Annotated in this window: 7 protein-coding genes; all 7 read right to left on the bottom strand. The window is 69.8% G+C overall.

Translation table 11 applies throughout. The annotated features are described in order from the left end of the window. Positions 1-62: 62 nt before the first annotated feature. Positions 63-401 carry a P-II family nitrogen regulator gene (locus HUX53_RS23425; RefSeq protein ID WP_176405379.1) on the bottom strand — a complete coding sequence of 113 codons (339 nt, stop codon included), beginning with the start codon at positions 399-401 and terminating at the stop codon, positions 63-65. Continuing rightward, positions 398-1717: an ammonium transporter gene (locus tag HUX53_RS23420; RefSeq protein ID WP_176405378.1), complete on the bottom strand. Its 1320-nt coding sequence runs from the start codon at positions 1715-1717 to the stop codon at positions 398-400. Before HUX53_RS23420 ends, HUX53_RS23425 begins: the two co-directional genes overlap by 4 nt. A gap of 170 nt (positions 1718-1887) precedes the next feature. Then, positions 1888-3036, bottom strand: a complete 1149-nt coding sequence (ftsY, locus tag HUX53_RS23415) for a signal recognition particle-docking protein FtsY (protein WP_176405377.1) — start codon at positions 3034-3036, stop codon at positions 1888-1890. Positions 3037-3138: 102 nt separating this feature from the next. Continuing rightward, complete coding sequence (locus tag HUX53_RS23410; RefSeq protein ID WP_176405376.1) at positions 3139-3792, bottom strand: DivIVA domain-containing protein; 654 nt, start codon at positions 3790-3792, stop codon at positions 3139-3141. A gap of 5 nt (positions 3793-3797) precedes the next feature. Further along, positions 3798-4949, bottom strand: coding sequence for a globin domain-containing protein (locus HUX53_RS23405; RefSeq protein ID WP_176405375.1), 1152 nt, complete (start codon positions 4947-4949; stop codon positions 3798-3800). Between the two features lie 6 nt (positions 4950-4955). Continuing rightward, on the bottom strand, positions 4956-5363 hold the full coding sequence (locus HUX53_RS23400) for a globin domain-containing protein (protein ID WP_176405374.1): 408 nt from the start codon (positions 5361-5363) through the stop codon (positions 4956-4958). 323 nt (positions 5364-5686) lie between these two features. Further along, a partial coding sequence (locus HUX53_RS23395; RefSeq protein ID WP_176405373.1) for an AAA family ATPase occupies positions 5687-6713 on the bottom strand: 1027 nt, incomplete at its 5' end.

Raw genomic sequence — 6713 nt, 5'->3', positions numbered from 1 at the left:
CGGTATGGGCGGTCCCCGTCGACACGGTCGTCCGGGGCGGTGGGCTGGTCTCGGGCATGGGGTCAGAGGGCTTCTGGGCCGGTTTCGCCGGTGCGGACTCGGACGACCGTGTCGACGGGGACCGCCCATACCTTGCCGTCGCCGATCTTGTCGGTGCGGGCGGCGCGGACGATGACGTCGATGATGTCGTCGGCGTCCGCGGCGTCGACGAGGACCTCGATGCGGAGCTTGGGGACCAGGTCGACCTGGTACTCGGCGCCGCGGTAGACCTCGGTGTGGCCCTTCTGCCGGCCGTAGCCGCTGGCCTCGCTGACGGTCATGCCCCTGACCCCGAAGGTCTCCAGGGCCTTCTTGACCTCGTCCAGCTTGAACGGCTTGATGACCGCCGTGATGAGCTTCATGCCTCGACCTTCTTCGCTGGAGCGGGTGCCGCCTTGGTCGCGCCGGAGCCGGTGCCCGCGCGGATGGTGCCGAAGTCGTAGGCGGTCTCCGCGTGCGCCGTGCTGTCGATGCCGGCGGCCTCGTCCTCCTCGCTGATCCGGAAGCCCATCGTGAGGTCGATGACCTTCGCGATCACGTAGGTGACGGTGAACGAGTAGGCGAGCGTCGCGAGGACGGCGATGGCCTGCTTGCCGAGCAGGGCGAGCCCGCCGCCGGCGAACAGGCCGTCCGCGCCGGCGTCGTTGACGGCGGTCGTGGCCAGGAGGCCGATCAGGAGGGCGCCGACGATGCCGCCGACCATGTGGACGCCGACCACGTCGAGCGAGTCGTCGTAGCCCAGCTTGTACTTGAGGCCGACCGCGAACGCGCACACCGCGCCGGCGACCAGGCCGAGGACGATGGCGCCGAGCGGGGTGATGAACGCGCAGGCCGGGGTGACGGCGACGAGCCCGGCGACGACGCCGGACGCGATGCCGAGCGTGGTGGACGCGCCGTCCCGCAGCTTCTCGACGATGATCCAGGCGAACGCGGCGGCGCAGGTCGCGGCCAGCGTGTTGATGAACGCGACCGCGGCGGTCGCGCCGGCGGAGAGGGCGGATCCGGCGTTGAAGCCGAACCACCCGAACCACAGCAGGCCCGCCCCGAGCAGGACGAATGGCAGGTTGTGCGGGCGCATCGGCTCCTTCGGCCAGCCCTTGCGCTTGCCGAGGACGAGCACCAGCGCGAGCGCGGCGACGCCTGCGTTGATGTGCACGACCGTGCCGCCCGCGAAGTCGAGGGCGCCGAGGTCGAACAGCCAGCCGGACTTGGCACCGTCCGACCACCACACCCAGTGCGCGATCGGGAAGTACACGAGCGTGGCCCAGACCAGGGTGAACAGGACCCAGGCCCCGAACTTGGCGCGGTCGGCGACGGCGCCGCTGATCAGCGCGACGGTGATGATGGCGAACGTCGCCTGGAAGGCCACGAACACCAGCTGCGGGATGCCCGTGCCGTCGTCGGCCGTGGCCGCCTTCTCCAGGCCGACGAGCCCCCAGTCGCCGAATCCGCCGATGAACGAGCTGAGCGCGCCGCCGTCGCCGAACGTGAGGGAGTAGCCGTAGACGACCCACGCCATGCCCACGACGGCGATGCTGACGAAGCTCATCATCATCATGTTGAGCACGCTCTTCGCGCGGCTCATGCCTCCGTAGAAGAAGGCCAGCCCGGGTGTCATCAGCAGGACGAGCGCGGTGCTCGTCAGCATCCAGGCGGTACTACCGCTGTCGATCTTCATCTCTCTGAGAGTCCCTCCTCGCCAGGAACTTCGAACTGCTCAGAGACTCGGCCCCGGCGGTTTCGCGCGCGGGGCCCCCACGTTTCGCGGGTGTGAAAACCGATACCGGCGTGTTTCGCAGGTGTTTCTAAGTCCTCACATGCCGTAATCGACCCATTTAGAGGTTGATTTCAGTCGCCCAGAATCGCGTCCACGAACGCCTCCGGCTCGAACGGTGCGAGGTCGTCCGGCCCCTCCCCCAGCCCGACCAGCTTGACCGGGACGCCCAGCTCTCGCTGCACCTGGACGACGATGCCGCCCTTCGCGGTGCCGTCCAGCTTCGTCAGCACGACGCCGGTGACGTTGACGACCTCGGCGAACACGCGCGCCTGCTGCATGCCGTTCTGCCCGGTGGTCGCGTCCAGGACGAGCAGGACCTCGTCCACCGTGGCCTGCTTCTCCACGACGCGCTTGACCTTGCCCAGCTCGTCCATCAGCCCGGTCTTGGTGTGCAGCCGGCCCGCCGTGTCGATGATCACCGCGTTGACCTTGGTCTCGATGCCCTGCTTCACCGCGTCGAACGCGACGCTCGCCGGGTCGGCGCCCTCGTCCTTGCGGACGACCTGCGCCCCGACGCGCGTCCCCCACGTCTCCAGCTGGTCGGCGGCCGCGGCGCGGAAGGTGTCGGCGGCGCCGAGCAGCACCGTGTTGCCGTCTCCGACGAGGACGCGGCCGAGCTTGCCGCAGGTCGTGGTCTTGCCGGTGCCGTTGACGCCGACGACCATCAGCACGGCCGGACGGTCGCCGTGCGCCTCGGTGCGGAGCGAGCGGTCCAGGTCGGGGCCGATCTGCTTGACCAGCTCCTGCTTGAGCAGCTCCCGGACCTCCGCGACGCTGCGCGTGCCGAGCACCTGGACGCGGGTCCGCAGGTCCTCGGTGACCTGCCGGGCCACGGACGTGCCCATGTCCGCGGTGATCAGGGTGTCCTCGATCTCCTCCCAGGCGTCGGCGTCGAGCGTGTCGCGCGACAGCAGGCCGAGCAGGGTCTTGCCGAACGTGTTCTGGGAGCGGGCGAGCCGCGCCCGCAGCCGGACCAGCCGGCCCGCACCCGGCGGCGGCTTCTCGATCTCCACCGTCGGCCGCGGCGCGGGCACCTCCGTCGGCGGCGCCCGCTCGACGGTCGGGGCCTCCGCCTCGTCGACGGCGGACGCGCCACCGGTCCGTTCCGTCGGCCGCTCCACCGGCGGACGCGGACGTGTACGGCGGGGCCGCAACAGCGTGATGCCGCCGACGATCAATGCGACGGCGGCCAGCGCGGCGATGACGATCAGATATTCCATAGCGCCCCCTAGTTTCCCAGACCCGGACCAGCGCTGTGTCTACCCAGGGTCGCCGCGCCGCGCACATGATCGCGGTGGCGACCATGTGCGCTGTGACGGGGCTCAGTGCGATGGGTGGCCCGGCACGGACGCGCGTTCGGAGCTCTCCCATTCGTCGACGTTGCGGAGGAGGGCCTCCAGGTAGGTGCGCAGGTGCGTGCGGTAGACGTCGCTGTAGGTGCGCAGGTAGGCGATCTCGCGCTCCATCTCCCGGCGTTCGTCGGGCAGCAGGGACGCCGACGGGGCCGGTCCGGCGGAGCGGACGGCGGCGTCCGCGACGGCGGCGGCTCTGCGGTGGGCCTCCTCCAGCAGGTACTCCGCCCGCCCCTTGGCGTCGGCGAGGATCGCCTCTCGCTGCAGGCGGGCCTCGTGGGCCAGTTCCCGGGTGTAGCGCTCGGCGTCCGCGACGTACAGGTCGGCCGTCTGCTGCGCCTGCGACAGGATCCGGACGGCCTGGAAGTGGGCGTGCTCGGGCGCCAGCACGCCCCGGGCGCCCTTGGCCGACTGGGCGCGCAGCCGGTTCAGCTCCTCATCGACGGCGGCCTTGTCATTGAGGATCTTGACGAGCTCGCCCTCGACGTACTGCAGGAAGCTGCGGACCTGCTCCTCGTCATAACCGCGCCGTCCAAGGGCGGCCCGGGCGAACACCGCCGAGCTGAGTTCGCTCGGCGCCAGCCGTGACCGTTTGGAGACGACGGGAAGGTTAGGGGAGTTCAAGGCGCTCACCTCTGTGCGTCTGCGAAGGTTTCCAGGCGGATGCGGTCGCGTGCGACCCCGAGCCGGGTCAGCTGCTCGATGGTGTGCCCGACCATGGCGGACGGCCCGCACACGTAGGCGTCATGGCCCTCCCAGGGCCCGTGCCTGGCCACGACGTCCGAGAGATCGCCATGCTCGACTTCCCCCTCGGCCGAGTGCAGGTATGCGGAGAAGCCGTGACCACCGGGTTCGTCCGACACCGCTGAGGTCACGGTGAGCCACGGAGACCGGATGGCCAGCTTGCTCAGTTCCTCCAGGTCGTACAGGCCGTCACGGGTGCGGGCGCCGAAGAACAGGTGCACGCTCGGCGGGACGGGACGGCGGGATATCTGCTCCAGGATCGCCTTGAGCGGCGCCAGACCGGTGCTGCCCGCGACCAGCACGACGTTGCGCGGCGACTCCTCGTCCAGGACGAGCGTTCCGATAGGAGCGCCCATCCGCACCCGGTCGCCGACCTCGGTGCCGCGCACCAGGACGGGGCTGACCGGCCCCCCGTCCACGAGACGGACGTGGAAGTCGATGGTGTGGTCGGCGCGGGGCGCGTTCGCCATCGAGTAGTACCGCCAGTGCCGCAACCGGGACGGTACCTCCACCGCGACCGACTGGCCCGGCAGGTAGGGCAGCGGGCGGTCCGGCTGGATGCGGAGGACACCGATGTCGAAGCGGCGCCGTTCCACCGCGACGACCCGGCCGTTCCACCAGGCGGGACTGTCGGACGCGTTCTCGTCGGCTGCTTCCAGCATGACCTTGGCGACCAAGGTGTAGGCGGCGTTCCAGTCGCCCTCCATGTCATCGGTCCAGGCATCACCCGTGAAGTGCCGCAGCGTGGCGAGAAGGCTGGCTCCGACCTGCGGGTAGTGCTCGGCGACGATCCCGAACTTGCGGTGGTCGCGGCCGAGTTGCTGGAGGAACGGGACGAGCGCGTTCAGATCGTCGACTTGGGAGACAATGTGGCCGAGGGCGCGCAGCAGTTTGTCACGCTGGCCGCTCATCCCGATCGGGAACATGTCGCGCAGGTGCGGATTGCGCACGAAGAGGTCGGAATAGAAGAACAGGGCGACGGCGTCGCCCTCGCCGGCGACCTGGGCGAAGTTGTCCTTCAGCCGTTGGGAGTCCATGCCGGGCTAGGAGACGGAATCGGCGGCGGCATCCGTCATGACCTCGGTGACAAGGCCATAGGCGGCCGTCCAGGCACGCTCGAGGTCCTCGTTCCAGGCCGGTCCGCTGAAGTAGGCGAGTGTCGCCAGGAGGCTGGCCCCCACGAGCGGGTAGTGGTCCGCGGCGACCCCGAAGCCCCGGTGGCTTCGACCGAGTTCCTGCAGGTACGGGATCAGCGTGTCCGGGTCGTCCACCGACGCGACGATCTGCTCCAGCGCGCCGAGCAGTACCTTGTGCTGCTTGGCCATCGCCACCGGGAACATCGGCCGGAGCCGCGGCTCGCGCGCGAAGAGGTCGGCGTAAAAGTACTCGGCGACGTCCACGCCATTGGCGCCCACAATGGCGAAATTCTCTTTCAGGTCCTGGCCGTTCATGAGTATCACCTTTCAGGGTGGCTCTTCGTACCGGGCGGGGCCGCCCGGTGGGGGAAGCCGAAGAGCCACGGTGCATATGGGTATCGGACGCCCACGCACGACACAAGTTCGAGGGAGTCGCCACCAAGTCACGTTCGGTGCGGGACGACCCCACCAGCCAGGCGTAACCCGCATGAATACGCCGAACCTAGCCGGGAACGGCTCATTTATGAGAGTTTTCCCATTGTCCGAATTGTGAAGATATAGGATGTTGCAACGTTCCAAAAGATGGGTGGCAGATTGTTACGGACTGGCGTCCGCACAGTCTCCGGCCCGCGACGCGGTCAGTCGCGCAACCGCTGGCTGACGACCTGGGTGACGCCGTCGCCGCGCATGCTGACGCCGTAGAGGGCGTCGGCGCCCTCCATGGTGCGCTTCTGGTGGGTGATGACGATCAGCTGGGACGACTCGCGCAGCTCTTCGAAGACGGTGATGAGCCGCTGCGTGTTGGTGTCGTCCAGCGCGGCCTCGACCTCGTCCAGGACGTAGAACGGCGACGGGCGCGCCTTGAACACGGCGACGAGGAAGGCGATGGCGACCAGCGAGCGCTCGCCGCCGGACAGCAGCGACAGCCGCTTGACCTTCTTGCCGGGCGGGCGGGCGGCGACCTCGACGCCGGTCGTGAGGATGTCGTCGGGCTCGGTCAGCGACAGGCTGCCCTCGCCGCCGGGGAACAGCCGCGCGAAGATCCGCTCGAACTCGCGGGCGGTGTCGTCGTAGGCGGCGCCGAACACCTCCTGGACGCGGTCGTCGACCTCCTTGACGAGGCCGAGCAGCTCCCGCTGGGTCTTCTTGAGGTCCTCCAGCTGCGAGGTGAGGAACGCGTGCCGCTCCTCCAGCGCGGCGAACTCCTCCAGCGCGAGCGGGTTGACCTTGCCGAGCTGGTTGAGCTGCCGCTCGGCGACCTTGGCGCGCTTCTCCTGGACGGTCCGGTCGTACGGGACGGGCCGCGCGTCCTCGCCCTGGTCGGGGTCGGGCGGGACGAGCTGGTCGGGCCCGTACTCGGCGACCAGCGACTCGACCTCCAGGCCGAACTCCTCCAGCGCCCGCTGCTCGTACTGCTCCAGCCGGAGCCGCTGCTCGGCGCGGGCGACCTCGTTGCCGTGCACGACGTTGACGAGGCGCTCCAGGGTCGCCGACAGCTCGCGGACCTGCGTCCGGACGACCTTCAGCTCGGCCTCGCGCGCGGCCTTGGCCTGCTCGGCGGCCTCGCGGCGGCGGACGGCGGCGGCGAGGGAGTGCTCGATGCGGTCGAGGGCCGTCCGGGCGCCCCGGTGGACGGCCCTCGACCGCATCGAGCACTCCCTCGCC

The organism is Actinomadura sp. BRA 177, assembly GCF_013372625.1.
Lineage (GTDB): Bacteria > Actinomycetota > Actinomycetes > Streptosporangiales > Streptosporangiaceae > Spirillospora.
Note: the sequence above shows the minus strand (reverse complement) of the source record. Positions and strands in the feature narration are given on the sequence as shown.